Source organism: Arthrobacter sp. MDT1-48-3 (assembly GCF_054511015.1).
In genome coordinates, this window is the sequence record NZ_JBTNDL010000002.1 from 474,182 (window position 1) to 489,616 (window position 15,435).

Below are 15,435 nucleotides of genomic sequence, written 5' to 3' on the forward strand. Positions count from 1 at the left end.
GTCTGATGACCGGGAGGGGGCACGCTGCCGACGCCGTCGCCGCTTGTCCTCTCCCGACGCCTAGGATCGGAATCATGACGAGCGACGAAGACCTCGACCCACCCGTCCCCAGCTACCTCGAGGGGATCGAGCTCAAGCGGGTCCACGACGGCAAGATCCTCGAGAAGCACGACGACGCCTCGTCGCCTTCCTCCGACAGCGCCTCGTTGTCCTCCGACAGTGCTGACGCGTAGGTCTTTGACCACCATCGTGAACCGGAGCCTCTCATGACCGGACCAGACGATCCACAGGAGCGTCCACTGGATGCGGGGAGCAGCGAGCCGCTGCACCTGCAGCTCCGCGGGCATCTGCGCGCGCAGATCCTGAACCACTCACTGCCGCCGGGCACCTCGCTGCCCAGCGAGGCACAGCTGCAGGTGCGGTACGGGGTGTCCCGATCCGTGGTGCGTCAGGCCCTCGGCGCGCTCACCGATGAAGGGTTGATCGAGCGGGGGCGCGGGCGCGGCAGTACCGTGGCTCCACGCCGCGAGCACCACCGGCTGGTGCACCGCACATCCGGACTCTCGGCGCAGCTGGGCAGCACCGGGGCGAGCGTCGGAACGGAGGTGCTGTCGCTGACCGTACAGGACGCCGATGCGTCGACGGTGGTCCTCGGGACCCCGCAGGTTCTCGCGCTCGAGCGGCTGCGGACGGCTGACGGTGTGCCCATCGCCGTCATCCATACGTGGCTGCCGGCACCCGTCTTCTCCACATTGGACGCCGAGTCCCTGCGGGACGCATCACTCCATGCGGTACTCGGTGAGAAGTTCGGCGTGCGGATCACGTCCGGCAAGCGGCAGATCCGGGCGGTACCGGGCGACGGAGACCTGCTGCGACTGCTGCAGCTGGAGGCGTCGTCGCCCGTCCTCCTCCTGGAGGGAACGAGCTTCGACCAGGACGGCCGGCCCGTGGAGGTCTTCTCGACCTGGCACCACCCCGACCATGTTGTGTTCGACATCGACATCCAGAATGAGCCTCCGGCACCGGCAGTGACAGGCGGCCTCTCGCCGTCGTCGGCTGGTGACACTCCGGACGCGGTCGCCGATCGCGCCCGCCGGCTGGGAGCCGATCTGCTCCGCCTCGCCGACGATCTGTCGCGCAGCAGTTCCTGATGACGGTGGTACCCGCCGTCCGCTCCGCGCTCCCGGCGGCCCCGGCATCGTCCCTCGGTGGCCAGTTCCATTCTTGATCTCACCCGATCGGGTCGATACGGCGTGAGCACATAGGCCTCCTTGCGCTCTCCTCGGGTGCGGTGCCGGTCATCGGGGTTTCGCCTGTTCCTCGACTGGTCTCGAAGCTGCTTTCCGGCACCTTCTCTCTTCCTTACGGCGGAGTAGACCCATTGACAATTTTTCTTGTCGAGCGCACGATGATGGCATGTACGACGTCGAAGTCATCGAGAGCGCTGAGGCAGCCGCCGCTGTGCTGGATCCGGTCCGAGCCAGGCTGCTCGGCGAGCTCGCCGTTCCGGCCTCCGCCGCCGGGCTCGCCGCCCGGGTCGGTATCGCACGCCAGAAGATCAACTACCACCTCAGGACGCTCGAGACGCACGGCCTCGTGGAACTGTTCGAGGAGCGCCGGCACGGGGGCATCACCGAGCGGGTGCTGCAGGCGTCGGCTGCGTCCTACGTCGTGTCACCTGCGGCGGTCAGCGGGTCCGCGGCCGATCCGGACGCCAACAATGATCACCTGTCGGCGGGTTACCTCGTCGCGCTGGCCGGCCGGCTGATGCGCGAGGTCGGCGCCCTGGCGCGCCGGGCAGGCGCATCCGGTCAGCGCCTGCCGACGCTGACCATCGACACGCAGATCGGTTTTCGATCCGCGGCTGACAGGGCCGCCTTCGCGGACGACCTGACCGCCGCGGTGCTCGACCTGGCCGCTCGCTACCACCACGACGACGGGCTCCCCCACCGGCTCGTCGTCGCCGCCCACCCCCTTCCCGAGGAGAAGTCATGAGCACGACCCCGAACGTCCCGTACCGCCTGGAATTCAGCGTCGAGGTCCCGGGGACCCCGGAGCAGGTCTGGCAGGCCATCGCCACCGCCAAGGGCATGAGTGCCTGGTTCCTGCCGACCGAGATGGAGGAGCGCGAAGGCGGTTCCCTTCATTTCGCCATGGGTCCCGAGATGGGCTCGGACGGTCAGGTCACCCGCTGGGACCCGCCGCGCCGCATCGAGTACGAGGAGGACTGGGCCGCCCTCATGGGCAAGGACCCGGAGGCGCTCAGCCCGCTGACGTCGGAATTCCTCGTCGAGGCGCGCTCGGGCGGCACCTGCATCGTGCACGTCACCAGCAGCGGCTTCGGGACCGGTGATGCCTGGGAGTCGGAGTTCTGGGATGACATGAGCACCAGTTGGATGCCGTTCTTCGACAACCTGCGCCTGTACCTGACGCACTTCCCCGGCCAGGAGGTCACTCAGCTCGAGGCTTCCGCGTCCCACCCCGGAGACCCGCAGACACTCTGGGCCACCCTGCACGGTGCGCTCGGCCTGGGCGATGAGGGCGCAGCGGTCGAGGTCCGCGGCACCACCGGCACGGTGGAGCGTGTCGGTGAGCGACAGGTACTGATCCGGATCACCGCACCGGTACCCGGGATGCTCAGCGTCTTCGCTCACGGCGAGGGCGAGAGTGCAGCGACCGTGGGCGTACGGGCGTATCTGTTCTCGGCCGACGCGGCGGACTACGTGCAGCGCGAGGAGCCGGCGTGGCAGGCCTGGCTGCAGGGGCTCAGCGTCCCGGCCTGACAGTTCGGGCGGGCTAGCTGCGCTCAAGGGGTGACCCCTTCCGCCGACGGGCCCGCCCCTAGGCGTGAAGGACCGAACCTCGACTGTGCCGTTCATCCCGGCTTTGGTGTCGATGCCCGCGGCCTCGGTATGGCTGCGTTAGTGAGCAGGACTTCGGCACTGCGATGGCGTTGCTCGCCACCTCGGCGTTGCTGCGGCACTCGACGCGACCTCGACGTTGCTGTGGTGCTGCCCGCCACCTCGGCGTTGCTGCGGCGCCAGCGGCCGGGCTCCTTCGAAGACTGTGGAGGAGAGGTGCCTGACTTCTCCTCCACAATGGGTCGGAGGAAGCGGGATTAGTACGTACGTTCGATAAAATGAGTCATGGCCGTTACACCGCTCGAGCATCCCGATACTCCACTGGAGTCCATTCGGTCCGAGCTGCTCGCTTTCGGTCAGGACCTGGCAGAGCACCACCTCCTCCTCCCCAAGAGTGACGTCGTGGAAGCGCTTGTCACCATCGAGGAGATCTCGAAGATCGTCGATTATCTGCAAATCATTGCCGCTCGAGCCGCTCAGGACCACGACGTTGTGAGCATCGGCGAGCAGGACGCTTGCGGGTCGCTCATTGTGCGGGCGGAGCTCAGCCTGTCGAAGGTCGACGGCGAAGGCTCCGGGGACATCGCCGGAACTCCTTCAGCAGATGCCGATCAGCGGGACAAGAAGGCCCGACATCCCGAATTCAGGACCTGTGCCGACTTCCTGCGAGCCCGACTCGGGATCAGCCGATTCGAGGCGAACCGCCGGTTGAGACTTGCGGCAGGCGTCCTGCCCGGCGTCGCTGCGAGCGGCTGTTCCACTCCCGCTCCGATGCCCATCCTCGGCTCCGCAGCGAACGCGGGCGAGGTCAGTGGACGCGCGGTCTCGATCGTCCATGACGCGGTTCAGCGGGTACGTACCGTCGCAACTCCACGGCAGCTCGAGTCGATGGAGCGCCACCTCACGCTGCAGGCGATGGAGTCGGACGAGGACCTCCTGCGCGTTCTGGCGCGACGCTGGGAAGGTGTACTCGACCAGGACGGGCAGGAGCCTACGGAGAAGGTACTGCGGGCACGACAGGGTGTCTTCCTCAAGGGCAGACGGAACGGCTTGCATTTTCTGGAGATCGGCGCAACCGATGAGCAGTTCGAGCATCTGGTGACCGCCATGAACACTGCGACGAATCCGAGGGGAAAGTCCAGCGCCCTTGAGGCCATCGGAGACCCGGCGGTTGGGATCAGAACCGTCGGGGTTGCCGGTGAGAGTGGATGGGGCGGCACAGGCGAGGGTGGCGCCGGCGGGAGCGACGCAGGCTGGAGCGGTACCGGTGGAAGCGACGCCGGAGGGAGCTCCACAGGAGGGGACGACTCAGGTTCACGTGACGCCCGCGACGACGCCCGGCCGACGCGCCCCCAGAGCCTCCTCGACGGCCTGGTGTCTGCGTGCAGGATCGCCCTGTCGACGGACGGGCTGTCTGCATCAGGCGGACACCGCCCCCAGGTCATGGTGACCATCAGCTATTCGGACCTCGTAGGCGAGATGGAGCGGGCCGGTCACGCTGTGTTCGGGCAGCAGATCAGCGTACGAAGCATCCGGAAGCTGGCCAGTGATGCCGACATCATCCCGCTGGTCCTCGGCGGCAAGGGCCAGATCCTCGACATCGGTCGGGCACAGCGGCTCTTCCCTCCACATCTGCGCCGCGGCCTCGTTGCGAGGGACAAGGGTTGCGCCTTCCCCGACTGCTCGATCCCGGCAACCTGGTGCGAAGCCCACCACATTGCGCCCTGGGCCACAGGAGGAACAACAAGTATCAGCCAGGGAGTCCTCCTGTGCTCACGTCATCATCACGTGGTGCACGAAGGGAAGTGGACGGTCGAATCGAAGCACGGCATCCCCTGGTTCACTCCGCCGACGTACGTCGATCCGGGTCGGACCCCGCGAAGAAACAGGTACTGGCAGGTGGAGGAGGCGGTCCACGAGCAACTACTCGACGCCGAAGCCGCGCAACCTACTGCCCGTAGCAACTCTGCTTGAGGGTTCGCGGGGCACCGCTGGCCGAGCGCAGCAGGGTACAGCTCACGACGTGCCGCAGGGTACCAATTGTGAACAACGAGTGAACTTTGGTTGAACAGGTAGCCTGACGGTATTAAAATTCTTCTGCCCGAGGACGGGCCGGATGTCAAGGGTCTACGGCGACTACGCGGGCATCTGCGAACGCGAGGTGTTGCCTTGGCTGACGAAGCACTGCAGGTGGCTCGACGGGTCGGCGTCGTCGCGGGACGCACCCTGGTCTACGTCCTGATCTGGGCCGGGCTCGCGCTGCTCATCGCCGCCGCCGGCATCCGCTACTACTGGGGCAAGATCACCGTGAGCCAGATGCTCATGAACCTGGTCTCCGTAGAGACCGACGGCGGGGGCGGAGCCATCGTCTGGGTCGCCATCCTGGGAATCGGCGTCGCTCCCCTGCTCGTCACCGTCGGGATCGCTCTCTGGCAGTACGTCCAACGCCGTAAGCACCCTCGTCGCTCGCAGTGGAAATCGCGCACCATCTCAACGACCTTGGTGGCCGTGGTGGTCCTGGGCGGCACCACAGCCTTCGACACCACCGTCGGTATGAGGGACTACATCGCGGCGGCCAACTCCCAGTACGACCTCGGCGACTACTACGTGGAGCCGACCGTCACCAGCGACGCGAACAAACGCAACCTGGTGCTGATCTACCTCGAATCCGGTGAAGCCACCCTCGCGGACGACCAGCTCTTCGAGAAGGACGCTTTCGCTGCCTTGAAGGGAGCCACCAAGGCGGTCGACGGTTGGCAGAGCGTGGACGACCTCCAGCAGTACAAGAGCGGAGGCTGGACCATGGGCGGCCTCACCGCGACGCAGTGCGGCATCCCGTTGAAGGGCATGGCCTCCCCTGGCGGAGGCCCTCAGACCAATGCTCTCGGTGGCGATGCGGATACCTATCTGGGCGGGGTGACGTGCCTGGGCGATGTCCTGAACGAGCACGGGTACACCAACGTCTTCCTGGGCGGCGCCAATGCCGCCTTCGGCGCAAAGGACACCTTTTTGCGCACCCACGGCTACTCGGAGCAGAAGGGCCTTTTCGACTGGCGTGCCGCCGGTGAGCCGGAGGAGAACTTCCGCAGCGACTGGGGCCTGAGCGACCAACGCCTTCTGGCCTACGCCCGGGACGAGGTCGACGAGCTGCATGCCGAGGCGGAGAGGACCGGTCGACCCTTCAATCTCACGCTGCTGACGCTGGACACCCACGAGCCCGCACACCTCTTCGACTACTGCGATGTGGACACGGAGGACGAGGTCACCTCCGTGTACTCCTGCTCCATGACCCTGGTGGCGCAATTCGTGGACTACCTGGCAGAGAAGGGTTATCTCGACGACACCGCTGTGGTGATCATGGGTGACCACCTCAAGCGCATGGGCGCGGATGACCCGTTCCACGAGCAGCTGGACGATGCCGACCGCACCATCTTCAATCGGTTCTGGATACCGGGCGACGACTACAGCACCACCACGTTGCGCCCCCGCGTGGACCAGATGAACATGTACCCCACGATCCTGGAGGCGGCCGGCCTGACACTGCAGGATGGCGAGGCGGGGGTGGGGGTGTCCGCCTTCGCGCCATTCGTCCCGGAGGCGTCGGCGCAGACGATGGAGTCGGTCGCCTATGGTGAACTGCTGGACTCACTGTCCCCACTGTTCTACGAGAGAGCCTGGGCCGGTGAGGACATCGGGCAGTAGGGCGACGCAAGGGCCGCCCGCTCCTCGGGCATGGCGCGGAGCAGTCATCGATGGCGCTGGGGCCGACCACGAGAACCCGCAGCCCTCCTGGTCCCACGAGCGGCCGGTGGGAGCGCTCACTGCTGAGAAGGTTCCGGCACCGGATCGACCACCGGAATGGTCGCATGCCGCACGATGCAGCGGGTGAAGTAGGGGTGAACTCAGGTTGAACAGGTAGCCTGACGGTACTAAAATCTTTCCGCCCGAGAACGGGGCGAATGTCAAGGGTGTGCGGCGACCACGCGGGCATCCCGAACGCGAGGTGTTGCCATGCTCGGCCGGATTCTGCACGTGACCCGACGGGTCGGCGTCATCCTTGGACGCGTCCTGGTCTACGTCCTGATCTGGGCTGGGCTCGCGCTGCTCATCGCCGCCGCAGGTATCCGTTACTACTGGGGCGAGATCTCGGTGGGTCAGATGCTCCTGAACCTCGTCTCCTTAGAGACCGACGGCGGTGGCGGCCTCGTCTGGATCGGTGTCTTCGGCATCGGCGTCGTACCCCTGCTGCTCACGCTCGGGATCGCACTCTGGCAGTCCCGCCGTCGCCGCAAGCACCGCAACCTGGGCGACATCGTGCGCCCTCGCCGCCGGTGGGTCATGCGCTCCCTCTCCACCGCCCTGGTGGCAGCCGTCGTCGTCGGAGGCACCACGGCCTTCGCGAGCTCGGTCGGGGTGAAGGACTACATCGCAGCTGCGAACTCCGAGTACGACCTCGGCGACTACTACGTGGAACCGATCGTCACCGGCGACGAGGACAAGCGCAACCTGGTGCTGATCTACCTCGAATCCGGTGAAGCCACCCTCGCGGACGACCAGCTCTTCGAGAAGGACGCCTTCGCTTCCCTCAAGGATGCAACCAGGGAGTCCGACGGTTGGCAGAGCGTGGACGACCTCCAGCAGTATCGGGGTGGGGGCTGGACCATGGCGGGCATCACCTCGACGCAGTGCGGAGTCCCGTTGAAGGGCCTGGGCACCGCAGGAGACAGCAGCTCCTCCTCGACGGACGGTGACGACGTCGACACCTACCTGGGCGGCATCACCTGCCTGGGCGATGTCCTGGGCGACCACGGCTACACCAACGTCTTCCTGGGCGGCGCCAACTCCTCGTTCGCCGCGAAGGACACGTTCCTGGGCAGCCACGGCTACTCCGAGGTGAAGGGCCTTGCCGACTGGCGGGCCGCGGGTGAACCGGTGAAGAACTTCCGCAGCGACTGGGGCCTGAGCGACGAACGACTCCTGGAGCACGCGAAGGACGAGATCGATCAACTGCACGCGGACGCGGAGCGGACCGGTCAGCCCTTCAACCTCTCCCTGCTGACGCTGGACACCCACGAGCCGGTGCACGTCTACGACTACTGCGACGTGGACACGAACAGTGAGGTCACCTCCGTGTTCTCCTGCTCCATGACCCTCATGGCCGGCTTCGTGGACTACATGGAGGAGAAGGGCTACCTCGACGACACCGCAGTGGTGATCATGGGCGACCACCTCAAGCACATGAGTGCCGGCGACGCTTTCCACGAGCAGCTCGACAACCACAGCAACCGCACCATCTTCAACCGGATCTGGATACCGGGCGCGGACGGCGACAGCACGTTGCACCCCCGCGTGGACCAGCTGAACCTGTACCCCACAATCCTGGAGGCGGCGGGCCTGACACTGCAGGGCCGCGAGGCCGGGCTGGGTGTGTCCGCCTTCGCGCCGTCGGTCCCGGAGACTTCGGCGCAGGCGATGGAGGCCGGCGCCTACGGTGAACTGCTGGACGCCCTGTCCCCCGAGTTCTACGCCCGGGCCTGGGCCGGCGAGGACGGCACGCCGTAACGCGACCCGGGTCGCTGATCCGGCGTAACGCGACCCGCGTCGCTCGATCTGCGTCGCTGATCCGGCGTGACGCGATCCGGGTCGCTGATCCGGTGACGCTCGAGATGCGTCGCTCGATCCGGCCTAACGCAATCCGGGTCGCTCAATCCGGCGTCGCTCGATCCGGCGTGACGCGATCCGGGTCGCTCCGGCGTCGCTCGATCTACGCCGCAGGCTCCCTCACCACCAGCGGTGACGGCACCCGGACTTCTGGCACTCCCACTCGGGCGTCCCGTACCGGGGCTCACCGGTTGCAGGATCGGGACGCCATTCCTCGCTCATCACGCAGCCCGCGTACACCACGCGGGGGTTCTCCTCCTGCACGGAGGGCGGGACCATGCCGTAGGCGATCGGCCAGGCCTCGTGGCCGCATCGAGGACACGGCGTCGTCCGGCTGGACCCCTTCGAGATCGTCGTCATACCCAGAGGGTAGGCGGACGCTACGACGTTCCAGGCTGCACTGAGCCGCTAGAAGTTCTTGTCAGCTGCGCAGGATCTCCGAGCTGCCGGCGCGAGCATCGCCGTCGCCCTCAGTTCCGGGCCAGCGTCTGCAGGTACGCGACGATCGCCGTCACCCCCACCTCGAAGCTGATGTCGGCGCGCGGTCCTGCCAGGGATGCCCGCGCAAACGCTCCGTGGAGCGCGGGCTGGGCCTCGGCATCCGCGAGCCAGGCCGACTCGGGCGCCGCCACATCGAGGGCAGAGCCCAGCATGAAACTGTCGAGCACGGTCACCGCCACCACCACGTCGTCGGGCGCGAAGCCCTGCTCGACGAACAGTGCGGCGAGGTGCTCGTAGATCTCGAGCGTCGCCCGGTCCGTCACCGCCTCACCCACGAGCAGCGGGATGCACTTCGCGTGCTGGCCCAGCGCGCTGCGGTAACTGCGGGCCCATGCCGCGGCCCGGTCCTGCCACGCGGGGCCGGCCGTGAAGAAGTCCCCGGCAGCCAGGGCGTCGGCTCCGATGACGGACCGGATCCCGTTGATGATCTCCGGCCGTCCCTGCACGTGGTGGTAGATCGACGACGGACTGACGGAGAGCCGCTTCGCGAGTCCCGGCAGCGTGAAGTCCCCGAACTCGTCGACCAGCTCGAGAGCCGCCCGATAGATCTTCTCCGGCGACAGGATCGCCTGGCGTGGCCGCCCCATGTTCCCCCTGACTCGGCGGCATCGCCGCACTGCTGTATCCGCTGACGACTGTGCCCGAAGACGGCTCCGGCCCGCTGACGACTGTGCCCGCCGACGGCTCCGCCCCCCGCCGTCGCCATCGCCGTCGTCGTCGTCGCCATCGCCGTCGTCGTCGTCGCCGTCGCCGTCGCCGTCGGATGACTAGAACACGATCACGCTACGGGCTCGCTCCCCCCTGCGCATCGCGTCGAAGGCCTCGTTGACCTCCTGGAGGCCGATCCGGTGCGAGATAAGCCGGTCGACGGGCAATCGACCGGCGAGGTACAGCTCCGCGAGCCGCGGGAAGTCCCGACCCGGCACGGTGGACCCGTAGTTGGAGCCGATGAGCGACTTGCCGCTCTCGGCGAGCAGCAACGCGTCGATGGAGACCGGGCTGTCCTCGGGCGGCAGACCCACGATGACGGCCTTGCCGCCGGGCGCGATGAGGGAGGGAAGGGACTCGATGGTCTGGACCCGCCCGATCGCCTCGAAGGCATAGGCCGCGCCTCCCCCGGTCAGGCCCTGGATCTCCTCAGCGAGCTCCGCGGACGGCGTCAGCGTGTGGGTGGCGCCGAAGTCCCTTGCCACGGCGAGCTTCTCCTCGCTCAGGTCCACCGCGATGATCGGATTCGCGCCGACAAGTCGCAGGGCCATGATGATCGAGAGCCCCACACCGCCGGTGCCGACGACGACGGCGGACGTGCCCGCCTCGACGCCGGCGTCGTTCACCACGGCTCCGAACCCCGTCGCGACCGAGCAGCCGATGAGGCTCGCGACGTCGAACGGGACCTCACGGGGGATGCGGATGGCTCCGGCCTCGGGCACGACGGCGTACTCGCTCATCGACCCGACGGTCAGGTACGGGAAGACGCGGTCGCCGTCGAGCGAGAGCGGGGTGCTGCCGTCGGGCAGCAGGCATTCCTCGGACCGGCTGCCCGTGCACACGTACGACTTGCCGGAGAGGCAGGCGGTGCAGCGCCGGCAGGGGTAGAACCAGGACAGGATGACGTGGTCCCCCAGCGCGACGTCGGTGACGCCGTCGCCGATCGCCTCGACGGTACCGGCGCCCTCATGGCCCATGACCGTGGGTGAGGGCAGCGTCCAGTCGCCGTCGAGCACGTGGCGGTCGGATCCGCAGACACCAGAGGCGCCCATCCGGACGAGGACGGTGCCCGGGCCGGGATCGGCGACGTCGACCGTGGTCAGTTCGAGGTCCCGGGAACCGCTGCGGTGGACGGCGGCCTGTGCGGGGCGGCTCATGCGTTCCTCCCGGCCTTCTCCACCCGGGCATAGCCGCCGACGCCGCGGCGGACGTAGAGCACCCGGGCGAGCACGTAGTACACGATCGCCCCGACGACGGCGGAGGGGAAGGATGCCGTGATGTAGCTGAAGACGGGCTGGGTGGTGAGCGTGACCGGGTTGTAGATCACGAGGTAGAAGACGGCCCCGGCAGCGACGGCGCCGAGTCCGGCCCAGTTGATCCCACCGGAGAAGTGGTAGGCGCTCTCCCCCCGGTGCCGGTACAGCTCCTCGAGTGCCACGCGCTGGCGGCGCAGCAGGAAGTAGTCGGCGATGATCGCTCCGCACATCGGAGCGAGGAAGGCGCCGCTGAGGGTCACGAACGTCATGAACCGCAGGTACATGAAGCCCGGGAAGAACGCGAGGATGGCCGGCAGCACGAAGAACCCCGCGCAGAGCCAGGCCCACCGGACCCGCGAGAGCAGGTTGCCGCTGGCCTGCCGGATCGCCAGCACCGTCGAGTAGACGATGGAGGACGTGCTGGTGATGTTGGCGAAGGCGATGAACAGCAGGATGAAGGCGCCGAGGATCGGGCCGCCGAAGGGCAGCATCCAGACGGTCGGGTCCGAGTCCCCGAGGGTCAGGGCGGCGGCCATGCCGACGATCTGCGCGATCAGGGTGGCGCCGAGCAGCCCGCCGTACGAGGGCCAGAGGGCGGCCCGCGGTGTCTTCGTCAGCCGGGCGAGTGACCCCATGACCGGGTACCAGGAGACGCCCACACCGGCATTGAACTCGACGGCGAGCGCGAAGTTGAGGCGGTCGTCCTCGAACGGGGCGAGCGGCGCGGCGCTGAGCAGCGTGTCCCAGGAGGTGTTGATTACGAGGAAGACCATCAGGAAGACGGTCACGATGATCAGGCCCGGGGCGATGAACTTGTTGAACCGCCCGATGGTGACGGGTCCGCGGGAGAGGATCCACCAGGAGACGGCGATCGCGACGAGCGCGAAGAACGTCACCATGAGGCTTTCCGGCCCGAAGTCGGTGCCGAACGTCGAATTGGACACCTGCGTGACCGCCCTGCCGACCATGATCGCCAGCAGCGACGACCAGCCCATCTCGGTGATCAGGATGACGGTGAAGACGAGGATGCCCACGCCGACCAGTCCGAAGACGGGCCGGAGGATGGTGTACTGCTCGACGCCGTAGTGCTGGCTGGCGACGACGCTGGCGAGGATCATGAACCCGAGCCCGATGGCGTTGCCGATCACCATGGCGGCGATGCCCTGCTGGAAGCCGACGAGCAGCGCCGTCGAACCCCCGACGAGGAACGCCCAGGTGGCGATGGCGAGGCTGATGTTGACGCCGGTGAAGTCGGCGCCGTTCCAGATCCGTTCGGTGCGGAGCAGCGGCAGTGAACCGAGCGATCCGCTGGTCTCGCCGACGGCGGGGGTGGCGTTGCCCTGCTTGTTCCCGCTCACAGCGCCAGCACCAGGAAACCCAGCACGGTGATCCCGAGGGTCACCAGGGTGAACAGGCCGAGGTCCCGGCCCGAGAGGGCGGCACGCGAGGAGTCGCCCTGCTCGTGCGCCGAGATCTCCGTCAGTCTCCGTTGCAACGCTTCTGCTGTCGCGCTGTCTGCTGCATCCATCGTTTCCGCCTCCGCTAATCGAATGTCATTCGGTTCGGGTCAATGATTGGGCCTAGCATGGGCTCTGTCAACGGGTTTACGGTGGCCCTGTCAGCACGGGAAGACGGTGGCAGAGCCGTTCGGGGAAGGATAGGCATGGCCGGATTGGCGGTACTCCAGGCGGCGGGGGTGGTCGGCGCTGTCGACGAGAACCTCCGCCGGCTCGACACGTATGCGGCTCGCGTCGCCGAGCAGGGCGCCGACATCCTGGTGAGCCCGGAGCTGTTCGCCACGGGCTACGCGCCCGCACGCGTGGCCGACTCGGACGGGCAGGGCATCCGTGCCGAACTCGCGGGCATTGCCCGGCGCCACGGCATCGTGCTCGTCGCATCCACCGTCGAGGCCACGCCCACCGGGCGGCACATCAGCGCCTCGCTGTTCGACAGCCGGGGCACGGAGCTGACCCGGTACCGGAAGTCGCACCTGTTCGGACCGGAGGAGCAATCGGTCTTCCTGCCGGGGAACGACCTTCCGGAGCCGATTCCCCTCCTGGGCCTGACCGTGGCACTCGGCATCTGCTACGACATCGAGTTCCCCGAGTTCGCGCGCAGTGCGGCGCAGCGGGGCGCGGACCTGCTCCTCATCCCGACGGCGGTGCCGGCGACGGGCGACGTCGGGGACCGCGCACCGGAGCACACCTACAACGCGGAGCGCATCTCGACCCTGCTGGTGCCCGCCCGCGCCCTCGAGAACGGCGTCTACATCGCCTATGCCAACCACACCGCGCCCGACTTCACCGGGCTGAGCAGCATCGCGAGCCCGTACGGGACGTTCCTCGGGCTCGCGGGCGACGGGGAGGAACTGCTGGTCGCCGAGGTCGACCACGCGGAGGTGCTCCGCGCCCGGGAGCTCAACACCTACATGACCTGCCGGCGTCCGGAGCTCTTCGCGTAGCTCTCCGCCTGGCTCCCCGACAGAGGATGAGCGTCGGCGCCCGGGGACTGCTTCGTCGGACCGGTACAGCAGCACACCTGCGGACGATGACCCTGCCCGCACGCCTAGGCTGGGACCGACAACCGCCGTCGCCAGCACAAGGAGAACCATGACCTACGAACTGCGCACCTACACCGCAACCCCCGGCAAGCTGGACGCCCTGATGGCACGTTTCCGGGACAGCACCATCGACCTCTTCGTCGAGCACAACATGACGAGCCTCGGCTACTGGACGCCGGTCGGGGTCCCGGATGTCCTGGTCTACCTGCTGCGCCACGAGGGCGATCCGAAGGCGAACTGGGCGGCGTTCGGCGCAGACCAGCGGTGGATCGATGCGAAGGCGGCCTCCGAGGCGGATGGCGCCCTGACGGCGAGCATCGAGTCTCTGATGCTCGCCGCGACGGACCTCCACCCGATCGCCGGAGCGCAGTAGCCGCCGTCGCACTCTGTCCTTCCTCGCCATGCAGGCATGAACCGTCGGGAGCAGGGCCCGTCCCGACGGGTGCGATACACCACCATTCCTGCGGATGACACTCCTCCTCCAGGTGGCGCTGTACGCTCCACTGAACGACCGCCTCTGGCTATCGTTGACGTCGACCACAAAGGCCGGGCTCAGGCAGTCGCTGACCTCGGCACCGATCCCCGACGCGCCAGGAGCCCAGTGTGACCGATGACGGCAGAGAACCGACCCCTGCAGCGCCTCCAGGGGCAGGCGAGGAGCCGCAGGTCGTCCTGGTTGCCGGCGCCGGCGGGGTCATCGGCCGGCATGTGGCGGACGAATACCTTCGTCGCGGGACGCCGGTCCGCGGGCTGAGCCGCCGGCCTGTCACCGGAGCCCGGTGGAATCACCTGCCCGTGGACCTGCTCGACCGGGAAGCGGCCCGCACCGGACTGGATCCCGCCCGAGACACCACCCACCTGGTGTTCGGCGCCTACATCGAGCGGCCCACGACCGAGGAACAGATCGAGGTCAATTCCGCCCTGCTGACCCATGCCCTGCAGGGCCTCGAGGACGCGGGTGCTCCTCTTCGCCATGTCACCCTCTACCAGGGCGGGAAGGCCTACGGAGCGCACCTCGGTTACTTCAACACCCCCGCGAAGGAACGCGATCCGCGGCTGATCCAGCCCAACTTCTACTACGACCAGGAAGACATCCTCCGCACGGCTGCGGCGAGGCACGGCTTCCAGGCCACCATGCTGCGCCCGGAAGGTGTGGTGGGCTACGCGGTCGGCAATCCGATGAACATCCTCATGGTCATCGCCGTCTACGCGAGCATCTGCCGCGAGCTGGGCCAGCCGTTGCGCTTCCCGGGTACGCACGCCGCCTACGACGCGCTCTACCAGGTGACCGACGCGTCCCTGCTTGCCCGTGCCACGGTCTGGGCAGGCACGGAACCACGCGCCGGCGGGGAGGTCTACAACATCACGAACGGGGACCAGATCCGGTGGCGCCACCTGTGGCCGGTGTTCGCCCGCCACTTCCGGATGGACTATGCCGAGCCGCAGCCCGTCCCGCTCGCCGAAGCGATGCCCCAGCACCAGGACCTCTGGCAGCGGATGGTGACGAAATACGGCCTCGTCCCGACCCCCTACGAGGACCTGGCCGGCTGGTCCTTCGGCGACTTCCTCTTCCGCTCGGAGTTCGACAACGTCACGTCCACCATTCAGGCCCGGCAGCACGGGTTCGCCGACTGCCTCGACACCGAGGACAGGTTCCTCGAGCTCTTCGACGAACTGGCTGCCGACAACGTCATCCCGCCGATCGTGTGACGGATCCGGGTCGGACCGCGGCAGGTGGTTCCGAAGAAGTCCGGCGAGAGACGTCACCCCAGTCGTTCCCGCGCAGATCATCGATGAACAGGTAATGGGCGGGGAGAAACGGGTATCCGGCTCCAGAATGGATTCCCTCCACCTCTCCTACTGTTGCAGGGAACCGTCTTCGCGCGGT

15 protein-coding genes are annotated in these 15,435 nt (G+C 67.6%); 10 read left to right on the plus strand and 5 right to left on the minus strand.

The window, feature by feature from the left end:
- Positions 1 to 74 precede the first annotated feature (74 nt).
- The 7 genes from ACX80L_RS07060 to ACX80L_RS07090 all read left to right on the plus strand — a co-directional run bounded on the left by ACX80L_RS07060 (position 75) and on the right by ACX80L_RS07090 (position 8,423).
- Positions 75 to 233: a hypothetical protein gene (locus ACX80L_RS07060; protein WP_459288627.1), complete on the plus strand. Its 159-nt coding sequence runs from the start codon at positions 75 to 77 to the stop codon at positions 231 to 233.
- Positions 234 to 266: 33 nt separating this feature from the next.
- Positions 267 to 1,151 carry a GntR family transcriptional regulator gene (locus ACX80L_RS07065; protein ID WP_459288629.1) on the plus strand — a complete coding sequence of 295 codons (885 nt, stop codon included), beginning with the start codon at positions 267 to 269 and terminating at the stop codon, positions 1,149 to 1,151.
- Positions 1,152 to 1,416: 265 nt separating this feature from the next.
- Complete coding sequence (locus ACX80L_RS07070; RefSeq protein ID WP_459288630.1) at positions 1,417 to 1,995, plus strand: ArsR/SmtB family transcription factor; 579 nt, start codon at positions 1,417 to 1,419, stop codon at positions 1,993 to 1,995.
- A complete protein-coding gene (locus ACX80L_RS07075; RefSeq protein ID WP_459288632.1) occupies positions 1,992 to 2,783 on the plus strand; it encodes an SRPBCC family protein in 792 nt (263 codons plus the stop codon). The genes ACX80L_RS07070 and ACX80L_RS07075 overlap by 4 nt, the downstream gene beginning before the upstream one ends.
- 363 nt (positions 2,784 to 3,146) lie before the next feature.
- Entirely contained in the window at positions 3,147 to 4,835 is a 1,689-nt protein-coding gene (locus tag ACX80L_RS07080) for an HNH endonuclease signature motif containing protein (protein ID WP_459288634.1), read from the plus strand.
- A 195-nt stretch (positions 4,836 to 5,030) separates the two neighbouring features.
- Positions 5,031 to 6,563: a sulfatase-like hydrolase/transferase gene (locus ACX80L_RS07085; RefSeq protein WP_459288636.1), complete on the plus strand. Its 1,533-nt coding sequence runs from the start codon at positions 5,031 to 5,033 to the stop codon at positions 6,561 to 6,563.
- A 309-nt stretch (positions 6,564 to 6,872) separates the two neighbouring features.
- Positions 6,873 to 8,423 (plus strand): sulfatase-like hydrolase/transferase, encoded by a 1,551-nt coding sequence (locus ACX80L_RS07090; protein WP_459288638.1) that lies wholly within the window; start codon positions 6,873 to 6,875, stop codon positions 8,421 to 8,423.
- Between the two features lie 219 nt (positions 8,424 to 8,642).
- Here the strand turns inward: ACX80L_RS07090 and ACX80L_RS07095 are convergent, their stop codons facing one another.
- The 5 genes from ACX80L_RS07095 to ACX80L_RS07115 all read right to left on the minus strand — a co-directional run bounded on the left by ACX80L_RS07095 (position 8,643) and on the right by ACX80L_RS07115 (position 12,515).
- Positions 8,643 to 8,882: a hypothetical protein gene (locus tag ACX80L_RS07095; protein ID WP_208739562.1), complete on the minus strand. Its 240-nt coding sequence runs from the start codon at positions 8,880 to 8,882 to the stop codon at positions 8,643 to 8,645.
- Positions 8,883 to 8,992: 110 nt separating this feature from the next.
- Entirely contained in the window at positions 8,993 to 9,610 is a 618-nt protein-coding gene (locus ACX80L_RS07100) for a TetR/AcrR family transcriptional regulator (protein WP_459288640.1), read from the minus strand.
- A gap of 180 nt (positions 9,611 to 9,790) precedes the next feature.
- Complete coding sequence (locus tag ACX80L_RS07105) at positions 9,791 to 10,888, minus strand: alcohol dehydrogenase catalytic domain-containing protein (protein ID WP_459288642.1); 1,098 nt, start codon at positions 10,886 to 10,888, stop codon at positions 9,791 to 9,793.
- Positions 10,885 to 12,345, minus strand: a complete 1,461-nt coding sequence (locus tag ACX80L_RS07110; protein WP_459288644.1) for a purine-cytosine permease family protein — start codon at positions 12,343 to 12,345, stop codon at positions 10,885 to 10,887. Before ACX80L_RS07110 ends, ACX80L_RS07105 begins: the two co-directional genes overlap by 4 nt.
- Positions 12,342 to 12,515, minus strand: a complete 174-nt coding sequence (locus ACX80L_RS07115; RefSeq protein WP_208740031.1) for a hypothetical protein — start codon at positions 12,513 to 12,515, stop codon at positions 12,342 to 12,344. The genes ACX80L_RS07110 and ACX80L_RS07115 overlap by 4 nt, the downstream gene beginning before the upstream one ends.
- A 135-nt stretch (positions 12,516 to 12,650) precedes the next feature.
- Here ACX80L_RS07115 and ACX80L_RS07120 point away from each other — a divergent pair, with 135 nt between their 5' ends.
- The 3 genes from ACX80L_RS07120 to ACX80L_RS07130 all read left to right on the plus strand — a co-directional run bounded on the left by ACX80L_RS07120 (position 12,651) and on the right by ACX80L_RS07130 (position 15,257).
- Positions 12,651 to 13,448 (plus strand): nitrilase-related carbon-nitrogen hydrolase, encoded by a 798-nt coding sequence (locus ACX80L_RS07120; protein ID WP_459288646.1) that lies wholly within the window; start codon positions 12,651 to 12,653, stop codon positions 13,446 to 13,448.
- Positions 13,449 to 13,596: 148 nt separating this feature from the next.
- Positions 13,597 to 13,920 (plus strand): NIPSNAP family protein, encoded by a 324-nt coding sequence (locus ACX80L_RS07125; RefSeq protein ID WP_459288648.1) that lies wholly within the window; start codon positions 13,597 to 13,599, stop codon positions 13,918 to 13,920.
- Positions 13,921 to 14,150: 230 nt separating this feature from the next.
- On the plus strand, positions 14,151 to 15,257 hold the full coding sequence (locus tag ACX80L_RS07130) for an SDR family oxidoreductase (RefSeq protein WP_459288650.1): 1,107 nt from the start codon (positions 14,151 to 14,153) through the stop codon (positions 15,255 to 15,257).
- Positions 15,258 to 15,435: the final 178 nt, after the last annotated feature.

Excerpts from the sequence above, each read along its gene's own strand:
- ACX80L_RS07095 (WP_208739562.1), bottom strand. The coding sequence starts at position 8,882 with ATGACGACGATCTCGAAGGGGTCCAGCCGGACGACGCCGTGTCCTCGA.
- ACX80L_RS07070 (WP_459288630.1), top strand. The coding sequence starts at position 1,417 with ATGTACGACGTCGAAGTCATCGAGAGCGCTGAGGCAGCCGCCGCTGTG.
- ACX80L_RS07060 (WP_459288627.1), top strand. The coding sequence starts at position 75 with ATGACGAGCGACGAAGACCTCGACCCACCCGTCCCCAGCTACCTCGAG.
- ACX80L_RS07100 (WP_459288640.1), bottom strand. The coding sequence starts at position 9,610 with ATGGGGCGGCCACGCCAGGCGATCCTGTCGCCGGAGAAGATCTATCGG.
- ACX80L_RS07065 (WP_459288629.1), top strand. The coding sequence starts at position 267 with ATGACCGGACCAGACGATCCACAGGAGCGTCCACTGGATGCGGGGAGC.
- ACX80L_RS07125 (WP_459288648.1), top strand. The coding sequence starts at position 13,597 with ATGACCTACGAACTGCGCACCTACACCGCAACCCCCGGCAAGCTGGAC.
- ACX80L_RS07080 (WP_459288634.1), top strand. The coding sequence starts at position 3,147 with ATGGCCGTTACACCGCTCGAGCATCCCGATACTCCACTGGAGTCCATT.
- ACX80L_RS07105 (WP_459288642.1), bottom strand. The coding sequence starts at position 10,888 with ATGAGCCGCCCCGCACAGGCCGCCGTCCACCGCAGCGGTTCCCGGGAC.
- ACX80L_RS07120 (WP_459288646.1), top strand. The coding sequence starts at position 12,651 with ATGGCCGGATTGGCGGTACTCCAGGCGGCGGGGGTGGTCGGCGCTGTC.
- ACX80L_RS07115 (WP_208740031.1), bottom strand. The coding sequence starts at position 12,515 with ATGGATGCAGCAGACAGCGCGACAGCAGAAGCGTTGCAACGGAGACTG.
- ACX80L_RS07075 (WP_459288632.1), top strand. The coding sequence starts at position 1,992 with ATGAGCACGACCCCGAACGTCCCGTACCGCCTGGAATTCAGCGTCGAG.
- ACX80L_RS07090 (WP_459288638.1), top strand. The coding sequence starts at position 6,873 with ATGCTCGGCCGGATTCTGCACGTGACCCGACGGGTCGGCGTCATCCTT.